We start from the raw sequence: 14,717 nt of genomic DNA on the forward strand, positions 1-14,717 counted from the left end.
GTGTCCATTACCGGGAAAAAATCGTTCTGTACGGAAGCACAGACGAATCGACCGGCATAAGCAAGTAACTGTAAAGAAAATAACAGACAATAATGGCGATATAAATCAGCGCATTTGATTTTTCATCAAAAATTCTCACAAAATAAGGGATCAGGATCATTTGGTACAGGCCGAAATATATATTAAACCGGGCAAAAATAACATCCTTTGTCGCCAAAAGACCGAAGAGCAGGCCGAGCAGACAGAAATTCACGATGACATCAATGTCAGGCCAGAGCTTCCGCAGCCGCTCCCGATAGCAGAAAGCCAAAAACAGCGGCAGAAGCAGCACCGCGATTTTTACGACGTTCATCCCATTCGTATTGGTCATCAGCCATTTCTCATAATGGCCGTACGAGCTGTTTTCCAGCACGACGACAAACAGCGAAATGAACTTCTGATACAGGAACGTCATAAGAAGAAACAATGCCGACAGTCCGAAAATCGCGGGCGACCAGGCTCTTTTTCTGACGAGAAAATAAACCGGAATCATAATCAGCGCTGAGGAATGAAAAAGCGAACACAGCAGCACGATTGACATATAACGCTTCCAGCTTCCGCTGATCACGTAGCGGACGGCCCAAAACAAAACGGCCGCCACCATATACTGCCTGATCCCGTTAAAGGAAGCGTAATAGTGATACGTGCCCAAAAACAAAAACACACTCAGCTCAAACGGACGGCCGAACTCAACGAGCCCCTTTAAAATAAAGCTGCACGTCACGACCCCCACGGTGAAATACATAATTTGCGGATCTTTCGTGATAAAATTCATGAGCCAGATGAGAGCCGTAAACCCCGGATCAACGGCTGCTTTTTTCGCTCCGAACCCGAAGATCTCCCAAATGCTGCCGTAATTTCCCGCCAGCTTGTACATCAGCGCGTACGTCTGAAAATCCGTCCCGACTCTGTAGCGCAAGCCGGAGACCAATACGAGCGATAGCAGCGGAACGATCATGACGAGCTGATTCGGCCGGTATCCGGTCGAAAGCGATTGATCACGCCCGCCGCACATTTTGGCGAACCATGACCAAATATACACAATTCCCATATTGACTACGTATACAATCATTCGTTACTGTTCCTTTTTCCAATTCATATTGTAAAGCTTCATAACAGCCCCCGCATTTTCTCCCGCGTCATATCCCTGCCGTCTGAGGGTTTCTTTAATGCGCGCCCCGTCAGGCTTTGCCGCCTCTGCTGCCCGTAAAACCGCGGATGCCCATTGTCCGGGCGGTTCTTTGAGGCTGAGCCTTTTGACCAGCCCGAGCCCGGCATCGGCTTCTTCCGTTATGCCGTCTGATATCACGCACGGCACCCCGGAGGCCTGCGCTTCAACGAGCGTGACGGGCAGCCCTTCATAAAGAGACGGCATGACAAATACATCCAGCGTTTTCAGCAGGGCATGAACGCGGTCTTCTATGCCGATAAAACGCACCTCATCATCAAGCCCCAGCTTCGCCGCCAGATTTTCCATGTCGGTGCGAAGCGGACCGTCTCCGGCGAGAATCAGCTGTAAACCGATGCCCCGCTCTTTCATATCAGCGGCCAGCCGGAGCAGAAATTCATGGTTTTTTTCTTCTGTAAAGCGGCCGATATGGCCGATCACCAAACGGCCGTCTGCAATGCCCCGCTTCCTTTTTTCAGCTTCTGTGTCCGCGCACCCGCCGGCAAATAAGTCGAGATCAATGCCGTTCGGCAAAAGATGCACGTCTTTTTCTTTCCCGAATAAGAAACGGCCCGCGTCTTCTCCGCAGGCGCACAGTGCCGTGGCGTTTGCCGTGATCAGCCGTCTGAAAACAAACAGCTGCATCCCGGCAAGCCGCGACGCCCGCCCCCGCCACGACGTACTGTGCGAATGGCAGATCCGCACCGGGACGCCGGCTAAACGAGCGGCCAATGCGATAAATCCAGACTGAAAATCGGTATGGGCGTGCACGGCGGCAAACGGGCCTTTTTCCTTAATCACCCGCTTGACCTGTTTCACAAATGTAACTGGGTTTGTGCTGCCGATGCTCGGCACATAAAAAAGCCGTCCGCCGAGAGCGAGAATTTCCTCATCATAAGCGCACGGATCGTTCCTATGGGTTAAAAAATCAAACTGCACCTTCGTTCTGTCCATCTTCCGGTACAAATTCATCATCATCGTTTCTGCGCCGCCCCTGTTCATACCGCTGAAGACGTGCAGCACCCGCATCGGTTTGTCAGTCATGTTCGGCAAGCCCTTCTTTTTGGCGGATGTCCCTGTTTTTATGATAACGGTTCATGACCGCGGGCGGCGTAATGGCGCGGATGAGCGGTTTTGCGATATACGCGTAATGGGAAAGCGGCAGCTTCAGCCGTCTGCATGCCTGAAAAACGAGGATCGCATTATCAATGGAATACGTAAACGATCTCCTTTTAAACGCATCACTGTCCTCTCTGACTTTATACAGCGTTTCTTGGAGATTGTACCCCCGGAAACCCGCTTCAAAAAAGCGCAGCCACAAATCGATATCCTCCATCCGCCGCGTCCGCCTGACTGACCGGTAGCCGCCAAGCGCTTTGTACGCTTCAGCCCGCATCATAATGGTGCCGTGGCAGAACGGTGTGCCTTTCGCCATAATTCCCGGTTTCGGCACGGGCGGCAAAAGGCGGGCGCCCCTTACACCGAATTCGTCAAATACGAGCATTCCCGTGCCTACGACTTGATAGTGGGCGTGCTTGTTTAAGAAAGCGGCCTGTTTTTCCAGTCTCCTCGGGTTGGAGATGTCATCACCGTCCTGCCTGGCGATATAATCCCCCGTTGCGTATGTCAGACAGCGGTTAAGCGAAGCGGCAAGCCGTTGATTTGTTTTATTTTGAATCAGCGTGATCCGGTCGCCGTAATGATCCGCGTAACGGCGCGCAATCTGATACGTTCCGTCAGTTGACGCGTCATCACACATAATCAGTTCCCAATTCTTATACGATTGGCTCAGGATGGATTCTATACTCTCCGCTAAAGTCTCTTCGCAATTATAAATTCCCATGATCACGGAAATTTTCGGTTGTGCTCCTGCATTCATACGCTTTTCTCCTTTTTATCCATATAACCGGCGTAAATGTGCGCCATTTCCTTTACCGTACGTGTTTCTGAAAAACATTCCGCCGTCCTGCGCCCTTCTTGCCCCATTGCTTTTCGCAGCCCCGGGGAGCGGTACAGCTTTTCAATCCGATCGGCAAACGCCGCGCTGTCCCCGGCCGGCACGAGAAAACCGTTCACACCGTCTTCGATGATCTCACGGTGCCCCCTGTTGTCCGCGGCAACGGCCGGCTTTTCGGCAGCCATTCCTTCAAGCAGATTCATGCCGAGTCCTTCGCGGATGCTTGAGGCGACAGACAGATCGGCAAGCTGAATCAGTTCATGAATATCGCGGCAAAAACCGTAAAACCGCACCATGTCGGATACACCGAGTGATTCAGCCTTTTTTCTGTACGGCGCTTCCATCGCGCCTTCTCCGGCAAATACGAGTTTCAGCTCCGGGATGCGGTTCTTCAGCAATGCCGCAGCCTCAATGAGAAGTCCCTGGTTTTTATTGCCGTTTAATTCAGCGGGGTATACGAGAATAAATTCCCCGGCGCTGAAGCCGTGTTTTTCTCTCAGACGTTCACTCTCTTCCCGGCTCACAGGGCGAAACCTGTCTGTATTCACCCCGATGCCGTGTATTTTTTTCGCGCCGCAAGCTGTTTTTTTCATTTGCTTGGCCCGTTCGTAATCCTCTTCATTAATCGTAATCAGACAATCCGTATAAGAAGAAAGAAATTTTTCGATCGGGTAATAAAGAAGCCAGTTTTTCAGAGGCGCTCCGTCGCAGAAGTGAAAACCGTGCGCGGTGTACAGCACCTTTGTCCCTTTTTGGCGCGCTTGTCTCGCAGCAAGGCGTGCGAGCACGCCGCCGACCGGCGTATGGCAGTGAATCATGTCGTAGCCGTTGTCCTGAATGAGCCGTTTCAGCCGCCTGTAAACAGAAAGATTTTCGGGATGAAACGGCGAGCGCCGGATTGGAATGGAAAACTTTTCATCAACGAACGGAAGATTCATATTGCCGCCTGCCGCGACGTGCACTTCCCACCCCATATCCTGAAACCATTGAAAATACGGAAGATGAAAGGCTTTAAAATGATAATCGACAGTGGCGCAGAATAATACTTTTTTCGTCATCTTTCTGTCCTCCCATCACACGCCTGCGGCCGCTTCTTCATGTACTGATTCGATCGCCTCAAACAGCCGTTTTCTCAGCTCATCTTCAGGCAGACGGCTGAATTCCTCCATAAAACGGATGAGCACGGCCCAATTCCCGTCCACCGCTTTCCCGATATGGATTTTCGGAAAAATCTGCTCCGTATGTACTTCATTATGATTCAGCAATTCTTCATACATCTTTTCTCCCGGACGGATGCCGGAGAATTCGATGGGAATCTGTTCTGTCGTATAGCCTGATAAATGAATCAGGTTTTTGGCCAGATCGACGATTTTGACGGGTTCTCCCATATCCAGAACGAAAATCTGCCGCCCTTTTGCAAGCGCCCCCGCCTGAATGACGAGTCTTGACGCTTCGGGAATCGTCATAAAATATCTTGTCATCGCCGGGTGCGTGACGGTGACAGGTCCGCCTTTTTCAATCTGCTTTTTGAAAATCGGGATTACGCTGCCGCGGCTTCCGAGCACATTTCCGAAACGGACGGCGGCGAATTTGGTGCGGCTGATCTTTCCGAGGTTCATGATGACCATTTCCGCAAACCGTTTCGTCGCGCCCATGACATTGGCCGGATTGACCGCTTTATCAGAAGAAATCAGCACGAATGTTTCCGTTCCGCACATGTCGGCGGCTTCGGCGACATTTTTCGTGCCGATAATGTTGTTTTTAACGGCTTCTTCCGGATTATGTTCCATTAACGGCACATGTTTATGGGCAGCCGCATGATAGACGACGTGCGGCTCGTATTTTTTCATCAAAGTAAAGATTTTATCTCTGTCCTGAATATCGGCGATCTCCGCGTGAAAGAGCACCTCTTTGCCGAAGCGTGCGGACAGCTCGGTATGTACGGAATGAATGCTGTTTTCTCCGTGGCCGAGAAGGACGATTTCCCGCGGAAGAAACGCGCTGATCTGGCGGCAGATCTCAGAACCGATTGAGCCGCCGGCGCCCGTGACCAGAATCGTTTTTCCCTTGATGCTGTCAGAAATTTTGCTCGTATCAAGGGTGACCGGCTTTCTGCCGAGCAGATCTTCGGCTTTTACATCTCTGATGTGTCCGGCAGCCTGCGTTCCGAGCAGGATCTCGTCAAATTGCGGCATGATTTTAATATGGGCGCCCGTCTGCACACATTCTTTGTATAACGTCTGAAGCTCATGGGTGCAAAGAGACGGAATGGCAATGATGATATGGTGAATTCTCAGCCTCTGCACCGCCGGCATAATGCTTTCTTTTCCGCCGATGACGGGCAGGCCCATGATTTCGAGCTTATGCTTCGTCTGATCATCATCAATAAAAGCCACAGGCATGATTCCGAGATCGTTTTTCTGGGTAAGCTGACGGACGAGCAGCGTCCCCCCCGAACCTGCGCCGATGATCAGCGCCCGGGAAGAGTCATTTTGCTTCCTGCCGATCGTTTCTTTCAGCACCCGTGAAATCATCCGGCTTCCTCCGATGAACAATAGCTGAACCATCCAGCTGACGGCCAACAGCCGGAACAAAATCGTGTGGAACACCCCGTATTGGACGGCCGCCGTTACGGCTGCTGACAGCGTGATCCCCTTCATCAAGGCAAGCAGCTCGCCTATTCCCGTGTACGTCCATACCTGCTTATACTGGTGAAACATAAAAGCGCATACATGATGGCTGATCAGCATGCTCACGGCAGTCAGCAGCAACGCTCCGGAGTCATAAAAGTGATAAGAATCCTCAAAAAATTGATATCCTATAACAACGGAAAGTAAAACGAGATACGTATCCAATGCAAAAATCATTGAAAGTCTTCTCCGGTAAGTCAATCTTTCCCCTCCTCATTTATCGGTTTAGCTGATACGGTTTTCGTAAAAACAGACATAACAGCTAAGCCGATAACAATGCATCATCTTAAGATAAATTGGGCATTTAACCCGTCCTCACACCCCGCCACCGACGACCAGCATCTAAGGCAGCGAAAAACGCCGCCCACAGCAGAGCCGAGTGCCTCCGTTGATAAAGGTAAGGAGACATCACCTGCACCGCTCAATACGAGTAGTGCTCCGTTTTTTTGATTTTCTTTTTATTCAGTAGCGCCCCCAAAAGCTTTGCCTTTGACTGCTGGAGCGCGTCTCTCGCCTTTTGGACGGTATCCATTTTCGTTTTTCCGCTCAAGACGACGAGAACGCTTCCATCTGTCTGATTCGCTAAAATCTGTCCGTCCGCCACAGCCAAAAGTGGAGGTGAATCGAAAATAACCAGACTGTACCGGCTGTACATCTCCTGAATCAGCTCTCCCATCGCCTTTGAAGATAAAAGCTCGGCCGGATTCGGCGGCGTCGGCCCGCTCGTTAAGACATAGAGGTTGTCAATCAGCGTTTTTTGCACCGTTTCGCCGAGGGAAGCGTTTCCGACTAATACATTCGTAAGGCCTTGTACATTTTCAAGCTGATAGGTCTCGTGTATCGTCGGTTTTCGTAAATCCGCATCGACGAGCAGCACCTTTTTTTCCTGCTGCGCAAATACCGCGGCAAGGTTGGCGGCGCTGAATGATTTTCCTTCTCCCGGAACGGAAGAAGTGACGAGAATAGAGCGCAAATGGGTCTGAACAGAGGAGAACTCAATATTTGTCCGAATGGTGCGGTATTGTTCAGCCACCAATGATTTGTGATGTAAAACGGATATTTGAGCCAGTCCCCTTCTTGATTTCTTTTTTCTGAATCCCAAACGCCTCACTCCCCGAAATGTTTTTCATCAGACCGTGTCTGCTGATTTTTGATGTCATACACAACCCCTAAAACAGGCAAGTCTGTTTTTTCGCTGAGCTGCCGCTCGCTTTTAACGGTTTCATCAAGAAAGTGGAGAAAAAACGCAAGCGTCACACCCGCCATGAGAGCCGCACCGAACGCCATCATGATATTTCGGATGCGCGAAGGCTTGACCATCGGGCTTTCCGATGCTTTTGCCTCAGACAAAACAATGACGCCTTTTATATTCATCCTGTCACGGACTTCTTTTTTAAATGTCTTCATCAGCGTGTTCGCTATAGCGGCGGCCTGTTTCGGATTCTCGTCCTGCACCGCTACGGTAATGATCTCTGAATCGGTTTCGCTGCTTGTCGTGATCTTTGCTTTTAAAGCGGATGCCGTCTCAGAAAGATGCAGCGTCTGCTTCACTTTCTCAAGCACAACCGGGCTTTTCATTATCGTTTGAAACGTATTGTTGTAATGAAGATTCAGCTGAACGTCGCTGAGATTCGAATTTTTTTCACCGCTTGTTTCATGAATGAGCACTTGGGTCGATGACTGATAAACGGGCGAAATCACCCGGAATTGGATGTATCCCGTCACCAGCGTTACAACTGCTGTCATGATAAAAATCAGTAAAAATCTGTGTTTAATAATGTCAAATAATTCTTTGAAACTCATATTCTCATTCATGTAATTACAGCCTCATCCTTATTGCATCAGGCTTAAACGCCCCCTTCTGTTAATGATTGGATTATAAAAGAAAAGGTCGAAATTTGAAAATTTCAAATTAAGCCATTTGGTTCTTTTTAGAGAACATTATCATGATTTTCCTCTTATTTACTGCACTTACCTTATAATTTTAAATTTTATAAAGAACGAAAGATTTCTTATAATGAACAAAAAAAGCCAGTATACAGGGGAGAATTCAGCACAATGATTGGAAGAATAATTCGTTTATACCGCAGAAGAAAAGGCTACTCTATTAATCAGCTAGCAGTTGAAGCAGGTGTCTCTAAATCTTATTTAAGCAAGATAGAACGGGGGGTTCACTCAAATCCGTCCATCCAATTTCTGAAAAAAGTATCCGCCACCCTGCAGGTCGATCTGACGGAGCTTTTTGATGCCGAAACGATGCTGCATCACATGGGAGACACGGAAGATGAGTGGCGCATCCATCTTGTGCAGGCCGTGCAGTCGGGCATGCCGAAAGAAGAACTGTTCACCTTTACGAACAAACTGACTGAAAAACGCTCGGAGCCCGCACCCTACCGCAACAGAAAACTGACTGAATCCAACATTGAGGAATGGAAAGCGCTGATGCAGGAAGCCAAAGAACTCGGCTTGTCCGTTCAGGAAGTCAGATCATTTTTAGAACGGAAGCGTTACTGATGATATGCTGATGAAAAGGCTTTTATTCGCTTCATGTCTTCATCTCTGTTTATAATGAAAAGAAAAAGGGGATGAAATGATGACAAAACTTACCGTTCAAACCCGCTCCGGCGCACTGAAAGGAACTGCCGGCCGCGGTGTCCGCACATGGAAGGGCATACCGTACGCGAAGCCGCCCGTCGGAGAGCTCAGATTTAAAGCGCCGGAACCTCCCGCACCTTGGGACGGCGTAAAACATGCCGACTCGTTCGGGCCGATTTGTCCGCAGCCGGATGATATGCTGTCTATATCGTTTTCCGGAGATATACCGGCTCAATCTGAAGATTGCCTTTACCTCAATGTTTTCGCCCCCGATTCAGAGGGCGAAAAAAAGCCTGTCATGGTATGGATACATGGCGGAGCATTTTATTTAGGTGCCGGAAGCGAACCGCTTTACGACGGATCTGCCCTTGCCGCTGACGGAGATGTCATTGTAGTGACACTCAATTACAGGCTCGGACCGTTAGGCTTTTTACATTTGTCTTCTATTCATGACGCGTATTCCGCCAATATCGGGCTGCTCGATCAGATCGCCGCCCTGCGCTGGGTGAAGGACAATATCTCCGAATTCGGAGGGGACCCGGATAACGTCACGATATTTGGTGAATCGGCAGGCGGCATGAGCATCGCCTCCCTTATGGCAATGCCTGACGCAAAAGGCCTGTTTCATAAAGCCATTTTAGAAAGCGGCGCCTCTCATACGATCCCGGCGGACATGGCAAAAGACATCGCGGCAGCATTTATTCATGAAGCCGGCACTGATCAATTGCAGGAGCTTTCCGTTAATGACCTGCTTAAGACTGCGGATAAAGTGCGGCGCTCACTAGATCAAAACATTTTTCAGCTTTTGTTTCAGCCCGCTATCGATCCGGCCACATTGCCTGCGGAACCGGTGAAAGCCATAGCAGACGGGGCCGCAGAAGGCATACCTATGATCATCGGAACCAATCGTGATGAAGCATATTTGTTTTTCACCCCTGATACAGACATTCATTCCGAGAAAAAGCAGCAAGATTATTTGCATTATCACCTCGGAGAGAACTGCACCGAGCAAGCGGCAGATTTATATCCGCATTCATTAAAGGGACAAATCGATATGATGACGGATCTGATTTTCTGGCGGCCGGCTGTCGCTTTCGCACAAGGACAGTCGCAGCACGCACCGGTCTGGATGTACCGCTTTGATTGGCATGGCGAAACACCGCCGTTTCATAAAGCCGTTCACGCTCTGGAATTGCCGTTTGTGTTCGGAAACTTTGATTCTTTGAGAAAGACGCTGCAAGAACCGCTCGGTGATGACGCAGAACAGCTTTCCAAACAAATCCAATCCGCATGGCTCGCTTTTGCAAAAACCGGAAACCCGAACACCTCTCACTTCAATTGGCCTGAATATGAAACCGATTCACGCGAAACTTTGCTTTTCAACACGGATACCGCTGTCGAAAGTGATCCCGATTCAGCAAAACGCCGCATCCTGTTTCAAGCATAAAAAACGCCAAGGGAGCTGGCTCCCTTGGCGTTTCGTTTTCATCTCACTTCATAATGCAACTCCGCAAATTGCTTATAGCGCCTGACATCAGTCAGCTTCAGCCCTGTCTCCCGGTCTCCTGGTTTGAACAAAGAAATTCCGCGGCCGAGCAGAACGGGGGCGATCTGAATGATAAACTCATCGACAAGTTTTTCCTCCAAAACCGGGTGCAGCAGATCACTCCCGCCGACAATCCAAATCCGCTTGCCTTCTTGGCGTTTCAATGCTTTTATAAAATCGGCAGGCTCTTCATGAATAAACCGCACATGTTCAGTACGCCCGGTCAATGTCCGCGAAAACACATAGCATTCTTTACCTTTGTACGGAAATTCCTCAGGCAATAAAACCAATATTTCTTCGTATGTTTTTCTGCCCATGATGATCGTATCGACAGATTCATAGAAAGCTTCATAATCGGTGCTGTCTTCACCTTCAGTTCCGATTAACCAATCTAAAGAATGATTTTCCCGCGCAAGATAACCATCTGCGCTGACAGCTCCGTAAAAAACGAGTTTTCTTTGACCGCTCATAAAAATCCCTCCCCCTTTTTTATTATACCTTGAACATACGGATGAAATGAAAAAATGATAGAATCGGGTAAAAACCCCCGTTACCGGGTTTTCGTTTCTTCCTGTTTTGGAGATGCTGTTAATATGCCGTCTATCCATCTTCCGGTAATCGGCATAAAGAAATGAAGGATGATCCCTCCTAAACAAACGGTTAATAACGTTCCGATGCCTACCGGACCTTTTAGCATCACGGCCAGTATGAAAAATATGAAGTAAATGACCGTTCTTGAAAAAAAGATGCTTCTCCCGGTTAAATCGCGGACAATTAGCGTTAACCGATCAACCGGGATCGGGGCGAAATTTGTATGCAGATAGGTTGCGGTTCCTATCCCTATCACAACTACACCGATTGCAAAACAGCCCGCTTTTCCGTACCACAGTTCAGGCGTTATGACTCGATGCAGAAAAAAAAGCCACATATCAATCCCGATTCCCGTTATAAACGCCGTAATCATCCCTGAAAATTCCGGCCTTTGCCTTTTTAACATTGAATTACAGCAAATTAACAGGAAAGCGATGATGATTTCCCAGCTTCCCACGGTAAGCCCTGCATGGACGGACAATCCCACAATAAGCGCATCAAAAGGCGACGTTCCAAGCCCTGATTGAATCGTGACAGAAACACCAAAGGTCAAGATCATGATTCCTAAAACATAAAAAACATATTTCACTTTATCGTCCTCATTTTCTTATTTATGTTGCAAATACAACAAAAATACGATATGTTTACTATACGGTATTTTCATTGCAAATACAACAAAAAATCAGCTGATATGATAAATGAAGAAAGGAGCTGTATGACCATGAGTATTCAATTAAAAAAGTGCAGCCTTAACGATATAACAGAGCTCCGGGAGATAAGCATTGAAACATTCAATGATACATTTAAGGATCAAAATTCACCTGAAAATATGAAAGCTTATTTGGAAAATGCATTTCGCTCTGAACAGCTGAAAAAGGAATTATCCAATCTGTCTTCTCAATTCTATTTTGTTTATTATCATGATGACCTTGCGGGGTATGTAAAAGTCAACATGAACGAAGCACAGTCAGAAAAAATGGGGGAAGATTCTCTTGAGATTGAGAGAATTTATATAAGAAAAAACCATCAGAAACACGGGCTTGGCAAATATCTGCTGAATGAAGCTGTGAAAATCGCAACAGCACACAATAAAAAGAACATCTGGCTGGGCGTATGGGAAAAAAACGAAAATGCAATTGCCTTTTATCAAAAAATGGGGTTTGTCCAAACTGGAGAACACTCTTTTTATATGGGGGATGATAAACAAGTCGACATTATCATGACCAAAACCCTGTCGTAAAAGGATACAAAAAAACCCGGCCAAGCTGCCGGGTTTTTTCTCTTATTTTAATTTTCCCGCACGGATATCATCGGTCATTCCTTCGTACGGCGCTTCTGAAATCAGTGTTTCGTTATTGATTCCCGCATTGTTGAGATACGTAATATCCGCAAACTCGGGAACGACATATTTCGGGTATGTTTCATATTTCTCACGTGACTCTTTCATCACGTCAATGTAATCATTTTGGTAGCACACCGTGATTTCCGGATGCTCATGCACCCATTTCGGGAAGAAAATAATTCCGTGCATCCGTTTTTCATTCGGCATAAAGTTTAAGGAAACGTCTGTGCCTGTCGGTTCAGTCCATGACACTTTGTATACGCCTTCTGTCAGCTTGACGATATTCACTTCCTGGTCGCGCACCCAGCGGCCGCCTACCATTCCGCTATGAATCCGATAGTCGATCGTATGATCATTTTTAATATAGATTTCATACTCCCAGCCGTTTTCATACGTGTAAATCATATGGCTTCCGATAAAGTTTTCCATGTTGACTCACTCTCCATATTATTATTGAACTTCATAAATATCTAACCGAATGTCATCCGGCAATCGGACCGCAGCCCCCGATAAACAGTCGGTCCTGCAGATGCTGATATGCCTCGCTGCTTGTTTCAAACACAGGCACAGTACGGAAATAAACATGCTCGGGATCAATGATGCGGTTCACTGACTCATAAATGACTTTTTTAAAGAAGGTTCATTCAAGGACGTATCACCTCCCGAGTTATTATGTTTACTTAAACATGTAACTATTTACACGTTTAATTGTAACGCTGTTAAAATGGACTGTCAAATAATGAGCTGTTTCTGATTATGTTCTCCAATGTTCAATGAAAAAAGACAAGGGCGGCAAATGCCGGCCCCTTGTCTTTTCGTTTAGTGTATGCTCCTATCAAAAAACGCCAGACGAGCGTCTTCTTAGTAATCGCAATCTCTATCTCTGCATTCTTTCTTTCTCACAGCATCTATAGTGTGTCCCATAATCTTGTCATTTGCCTTATCATAAATACCGTCAAATTTATTCGATGTATCATCGTTGTAATAGCCAAATATCTCTATCCCGCCCATTGGATCTATCTCGTATTTATCTTTAAATGTAACGTTATGTATTCCGTCGTAGTTCGCTTTGATAAATTTCTCCATTCGTTCCTGAGCAATCTTTATCTCTTCAGCCTGAACATTTTTATCATTCATACTCTTCATTATAAAACCTCCGGCTGCTATTAAGATAATGAAGATCATAATGTATTTTTTCACAGAATCATCCGTTTCATAAGTTATGATGAAGCTCGCGGACTAGAAAAATGGTGATGACATCCGGTGCATTTAGGCGTCTTAAGATTTTTCTTCCGCATCCACAGAGGAGCTCCCTATTTTGTCACCTACAGGATCATATAAACCGTCAAATTCCTTAGTTTTATCGCCGTTTAGATACCCCTCAACTGTAATTCCGCCAGTTGGATCAATAAAATAATCATCATAAGAAATTTTCTCTATTCCCTTGTACTCGTGATGCAAGTATTCGGTCATTTTACTTTTGGCTTTTTCAAAAAGAGCCTTTTCTTCCTTTTTCACATCATATTGATGCTTCATAATCAACCCTCCAACGGTTATAATTAACACCAGTACAATAATAAGGTATTTATTCAAAAAAAATCATCCCTTTCCCTACCCTATTTTACATGAAGAAAGGCGCTATATATCTTGAGCAAGAAAAATTGGACTTCAAGCCTGACAGATGAAACATATTACAGGATGAGTCAACGTGCTTATAACTATGACTATCTTAAAAGGAAATTAGAGAAGAACGATTATATACGCATTAATTCTTCCATTTCAAAAACTACTCACTGGTACGTCGATCAAATAAAATCAGACGATAATACAGGACTTGATGCGGTTGTATTAGTACAAGCAGTGAAGAAAAACGGAAAATGGGTAAAATCAAAAAATCCCGAAAACGTGGTCGTCGCCTTTGCGGGAACCGATATTACAAATGGCCCGATCTTTGACTGCGGGAATATTGTTTTCGGAAATGATCCGAAAAAAGAAGTGTATTATTTTGTAAAAGAAGATACGGAGGATACATCGAACGGTCGGAACCTACAATAGTAATTTGCTCACCTAAATATTTGATAGCTTAATATTGCAGTGCTTCTTGGACTTCCCCTCATGGATTAAGTAAACGCAACTACTGAAAACTTGATATGAATATACTTTCAGCATGTCAAAAGCAAAGCTAACCAATTCAGAATTCATCGCGATTGTTGCTGACAAGTTAAGATTGGAACTTAAAGCGAGTGAAATGCTGATCTGACGTTTTTCCTATCGTTGAGTTGTCATGATATTTGTACCATTAATATCGGGGATACCTCGACAAATGAGACGGTTGAGGCGATTGGTCTCAGGAATAGGTTTGAACTGTATGAGAAACATATCACGAATTTTGTAAGATAATTAAACAAAATAAATACCCACTCATCCCTGAGGTGGGTATTTTACCTTTCTTCGGCATTGACCACTGAAATACCTATCTCCTTGTTCGTTGGATCATATATACCGGAAAATTCTTTTTCTTTATTATTATTTATGTAGCCTGAAACTTCAACTCCGCCTGTCGGATCGATATTGTAGTCTTTTGAAAAATGAACTTCCTGCACATTTTTATAGTCTTTTTTTAAGTAATTCTTCATGTGCTCTTGCGCCTCAATCACAAGTTTTTCTTCGTTTTTATGTTTATCATATTGACGCTTCACGAAAAACCCTCCCACTGCTATAATTATAACAATTAGGATAATAATGTATTTTCTCATGCGTATCATCCTTTCGGAACTATTTTACAATAT

General features: G+C 46.1%; 16 protein-coding genes and 3 pseudogenes. 5 read left to right on the top strand and 14 right to left on the bottom strand.

Annotated elements, in window-relative coordinates; genetic code table 11:
• Positions 1-7: 7 nt before the first annotated feature.
• From G4O42_RS16535 to G4O42_RS16565, 7 genes are all read right to left on the bottom strand, one after another.
• The gene (locus G4O42_RS16535) at positions 8-1,111 is read right to left on the bottom strand and encodes a biofilm exopolysaccharide biosynthesis protein EpsG (RefSeq protein ID WP_032876320.1); all 1,104 of its coding nucleotides are present in this window, start codon (positions 1,109-1,111) and stop codon (positions 8-10) included.
• Positions 1,112-1,114: 3 nt separating this feature from the next.
• Positions 1,115-2,251 carry a glycosyltransferase family 1 protein gene (locus G4O42_RS16540; protein WP_032876317.1) on the bottom strand — a complete coding sequence of 379 codons (1,137 nt, stop codon included), beginning with the start codon at positions 2,249-2,251 and terminating at the stop codon, positions 1,115-1,117.
• Positions 2,244-3,086: a glycosyltransferase EpsE gene (gene epsE / locus G4O42_RS16545; protein ID WP_032876314.1), complete on the bottom strand. Its 843-nt coding sequence runs from the start codon at positions 3,084-3,086 to the stop codon at positions 2,244-2,246. The genes G4O42_RS16540 and epsE overlap by 8 nt, the downstream gene beginning before the upstream one ends.
• Complete coding sequence (locus G4O42_RS16550; RefSeq protein WP_032876311.1) at positions 3,083-4,222, bottom strand: glycosyltransferase family 4 protein; 1,140 nt, start codon at positions 4,220-4,222, stop codon at positions 3,083-3,085. Before G4O42_RS16550 ends, epsE begins: the two co-directional genes overlap by 4 nt.
• A gap of 15 nt (positions 4,223-4,237) precedes the next feature.
• Entirely contained in the window at positions 4,238-6,055 is a 1,818-nt protein-coding gene (locus G4O42_RS16555; RefSeq protein WP_171006736.1) for a polysaccharide biosynthesis protein, read from the bottom strand.
• 220 nt (positions 6,056-6,275) lie between these two features.
• A complete protein-coding gene (locus G4O42_RS16560) occupies positions 6,276-6,956 on the bottom strand; it encodes a protein tyrosine kinase EpsB (RefSeq protein ID WP_007407393.1) in 681 nt (226 codons plus the stop codon).
• 5 nt (positions 6,957-6,961) lie between these two features.
• Complete coding sequence (locus G4O42_RS16565; RefSeq protein WP_031378299.1) at positions 6,962-7,669, bottom strand: YveK family protein; 708 nt, start codon at positions 7,667-7,669, stop codon at positions 6,962-6,964.
• Between the two features lie 243 nt (positions 7,670-7,912).
• Between G4O42_RS16565 and slrR the strand changes: the two genes are divergently transcribed.
• Together slrR and G4O42_RS16575 are read left to right on the top strand one after the other, a co-directional pair.
• Positions 7,913-8,368 (top strand): HTH-type transcriptional regulator SlrR, encoded by a 456-nt coding sequence (slrR, locus tag G4O42_RS16570; protein WP_032876308.1) that lies wholly within the window; start codon positions 7,913-7,915, stop codon positions 8,366-8,368.
• Positions 8,369-8,447: 79 nt separating this feature from the next.
• A complete protein-coding gene (locus tag G4O42_RS16575; RefSeq protein ID WP_032876305.1) occupies positions 8,448-9,896 on the top strand; it encodes a carboxylesterase/lipase family protein in 1,449 nt (482 codons plus the stop codon).
• Between the two features lie 38 nt (positions 9,897-9,934).
• On the opposite strand, the gene G4O42_RS16580 is transcribed toward G4O42_RS16575, so the two are convergent.
• Positions 9,935-10,465, bottom strand: coding sequence for a dihydrofolate reductase family protein (locus tag G4O42_RS16580; RefSeq protein ID WP_025853511.1), 531 nt, complete (start codon positions 10,463-10,465; stop codon positions 9,935-9,937).
• A gap of 80 nt (positions 10,466-10,545) precedes the next feature.
• The gene (locus G4O42_RS16585) at positions 10,546-11,175 is read right to left on the bottom strand and encodes a YczE/YyaS/YitT family protein (protein ID WP_032876301.1); all 630 of its coding nucleotides are present in this window, start codon (positions 11,173-11,175) and stop codon (positions 10,546-10,548) included.
• Between the two features lie 132 nt (positions 11,176-11,307).
• Between G4O42_RS16585 and paiA the strand changes: the two genes are divergently transcribed.
• Positions 11,308-11,826, top strand: a complete 519-nt coding sequence (gene paiA / locus G4O42_RS16590) for a spermidine/spermine N(1)-acetyltransferase (protein WP_029325823.1) — start codon at positions 11,308-11,310, stop codon at positions 11,824-11,826.
• 42 nt (positions 11,827-11,868) lie between these two features.
• Here the strand turns inward: paiA and G4O42_RS16595 are convergent, their stop codons facing one another.
• The 4 genes and pseudogenes from G4O42_RS16595 to G4O42_RS16610 form a co-directional block, all read right to left on the bottom strand.
• The gene (locus G4O42_RS16595) at positions 11,869-12,357 is read right to left on the bottom strand and encodes a phenolic acid decarboxylase (protein WP_014305882.1); all 489 of its coding nucleotides are present in this window, start codon (positions 12,355-12,357) and stop codon (positions 11,869-11,871) included.
• Positions 12,358-12,378: 21 nt separating this feature from the next.
• Positions 12,379-12,541, bottom strand: a pseudogene (locus G4O42_RS16600) (DUF3237 family protein); the annotation flags it as partial.
• 248 nt (positions 12,542-12,789) lie between these two features.
• Positions 12,790-13,074 carry a DUF1433 domain-containing protein gene (locus tag G4O42_RS16605; RefSeq protein ID WP_045555104.1) on the bottom strand — a complete coding sequence of 95 codons (285 nt, stop codon included), beginning with the start codon at positions 13,072-13,074 and terminating at the stop codon, positions 12,790-12,792.
• Between the two features lie 132 nt (positions 13,075-13,206).
• Positions 13,207-13,521, bottom strand: a complete 315-nt coding sequence (locus G4O42_RS16610) for a DUF1433 domain-containing protein (protein ID WP_032876294.1) — start codon at positions 13,519-13,521, stop codon at positions 13,207-13,209.
• A 54-nt stretch (positions 13,522-13,575) separates the two neighbouring features.
• Between G4O42_RS16610 and G4O42_RS16615 the strand changes: the two are divergent.
• Both G4O42_RS16615 and G4O42_RS20035 read left to right on the top strand, forming a co-directional pair.
• Positions 13,576-13,981 (top strand): annotated as a pseudogene (locus tag G4O42_RS16615) (lipase); the annotation flags it as partial.
• A gap of 96 nt (positions 13,982-14,077) precedes the next feature.
• Positions 14,078-14,188 (top strand): annotated as a pseudogene (locus G4O42_RS20035) (sporulation transcription factor Spo0A); the annotation flags it as partial.
• 181 nt (positions 14,189-14,369) lie between these two features.
• Here G4O42_RS20035 and G4O42_RS16620 read toward each other — a convergent pair.
• Positions 14,370-14,684 carry a DUF1433 domain-containing protein gene (locus tag G4O42_RS16620; protein ID WP_012118522.1) on the bottom strand — a complete coding sequence of 105 codons (315 nt, stop codon included), beginning with the start codon at positions 14,682-14,684 and terminating at the stop codon, positions 14,370-14,372.
• Between the last annotated feature and the right edge of the window lie 33 nt (positions 14,685-14,717).

The sequence above is a fragment of the Bacillus sp. LUNF1 genome (assembly GCF_011008975.1).
In the GTDB taxonomy this organism is placed as follows: Bacteria; Bacillota; Bacilli; order Bacillales; family Bacillaceae; genus Bacillus; species Bacillus velezensis.

Excerpts from the sequence above, each read along its gene's own strand:
- G4O42_RS16535 (WP_032876320.1), bottom strand. The coding sequence starts at position 1,111 with ATGATTGTATACGTAGTCAATATGGGAATTGTGTATATTTGGTCATGG.
- G4O42_RS16540 (WP_032876317.1), bottom strand. The coding sequence starts at position 2,251 with ATGACTGACAAACCGATGCGGGTGCTGCACGTCTTCAGCGGTATGAAC.
- epsE (WP_032876314.1), bottom strand. The coding sequence starts at position 3,086 with ATGAATGCAGGAGCACAACCGAAAATTTCCGTGATCATGGGAATTTAT.
- G4O42_RS16550 (WP_032876311.1), bottom strand. The coding sequence starts at position 4,222 with ATGACGAAAAAAGTATTATTCTGCGCCACTGTCGATTATCATTTTAAA.
- G4O42_RS16565 (WP_031378299.1), bottom strand. The coding sequence starts at position 7,669 with ATGAATGAGAATATGAGTTTCAAAGAATTATTTGACATTATTAAACAC.
- slrR (WP_032876308.1), top strand. The coding sequence starts at position 7,913 with ATGATTGGAAGAATAATTCGTTTATACCGCAGAAGAAAAGGCTACTCT.
- G4O42_RS16575 (WP_032876305.1), top strand. The coding sequence starts at position 8,448 with ATGACAAAACTTACCGTTCAAACCCGCTCCGGCGCACTGAAAGGAACT.
- G4O42_RS16580 (WP_025853511.1), bottom strand. The coding sequence starts at position 10,465 with ATGAGCGGTCAAAGAAAACTCGTTTTTTACGGAGCTGTCAGCGCAGAT.
- paiA (WP_029325823.1), top strand. The coding sequence starts at position 11,308 with ATGAGTATTCAATTAAAAAAGTGCAGCCTTAACGATATAACAGAGCTC.
- G4O42_RS16595 (WP_014305882.1), bottom strand. The coding sequence starts at position 12,357 with ATGGAAAACTTTATCGGAAGCCATATGATTTACACGTATGAAAACGGC.
- G4O42_RS16605 (WP_045555104.1), bottom strand. The coding sequence starts at position 13,074 with ATGAAGAGTATGAATGATAAAAATGTTCAGGCTGAAGAGATAAAGATT.
- G4O42_RS16620 (WP_012118522.1), bottom strand. The coding sequence starts at position 14,684 with ATGAGAAAATACATTATTATCCTAATTGTTATAATTATAGCAGTGGGA.